The 1,024-nt window shown below is 33.8% G+C and carries 1 protein-coding gene; it reads left to right on the top strand.

Translation table 11 applies throughout. The annotated features are described in order from the left end of the window. A partial coding sequence (locus tag BHECKSOX2_RS07860) for a hypothetical protein (RefSeq protein ID WP_180323718.1) occupies positions 1-571 on the top strand: 571 nt, incomplete at its 5' end. Between the last annotated feature and the right edge of the window lie 453 nt (positions 572-1,024).

Raw genomic sequence — 1,024 nt, 5'->3', positions numbered from 1 at the left:
GACTAATTATATCGCCATTCGATTTGATGAAAAACACCGTGCTATAAAAATTAGAAAAAGAATTAAAGATGCCAAAACAAACCTTACCAGAAGTGGTAAAAATAAAATCAGCAGTGCCAAAACTCAACCGCCCTTTGAAAACGCAAATATGCCCATGATCAAGGCAAAAATTAACAAGCAAAAAGTCATTGAGTTTTGGAAAAACCCTACAAGGTCTAAATATGATTTAGATTTGCCTTATGACGGCATGCTATCTAATTGCATACATTGCATGCTCAAAGGAAAGTCTAAAAATCAATTAATTTCTAAAAAAGCACAAGCCATTGCACTTGATAACACGAATGCATTAACGCCAAATTCCATAGAATGGTGGGCATGGATTGAACAAAAATATTCAAGAAAAGTCATCAAGAGTGACAAAAATGAATATACAAATATAGGATTTTTTGGCGCTAGTAAAGAGTATGTTTATCAAACTTGGGTGGATGAATTGGGAGCGATAAATGAAAAGGCTTTGGTGAAATCATCTGAAGAGGATAGCTGGAATATGGATTGTAATTGCACTGATTAAAAAGGTGTAATAAATACAGCATAGACACAGTGTTTGATTTAATTGTACAAAGAAGTACAAAGAACACAAATCAAAGGGTAAATTGAGATGGATTTATCTGTAGATACAAAATAATGCCTGTGATACTGACCAAAGCCTTACTATTGAGCAATATATTTATCGCGCTATTGCCACTAATCTTGAGAGCTTAAATGCCAGTGAGAGTATCCATTTTTATAATCAGCATGCTGATGATAGTGAGAACCGTATTAAAGCATTTAAGCCGTTGCTATCTTGATTTAAACGAACAACAAAACAAACCCTACCTAAACAAAGGAGGCTTAAGCACATCTGAAAAACCCAAATAATCCAAAATATCGAATAATTTGTGCTAATCTTATCAACTTGGGAATATTGTCTGTATTTTTATGGATGCAAGACTTGAATGGGGGTAATTATCAGAAGTCTACTTTC

The organism is thiotrophic endosymbiont of Bathymodiolus puteoserpentis (Logatchev), assembly GCF_900127505.1.
GTDB lineage: Bacteria > Pseudomonadota > Gammaproteobacteria > PS1 > Pseudothioglobaceae > Thiodubiliella.
The sequence above is the reverse complement of the archived record's forward strand: the minus strand, read 5'-3'. Positions and strand labels throughout refer to the sequence as shown.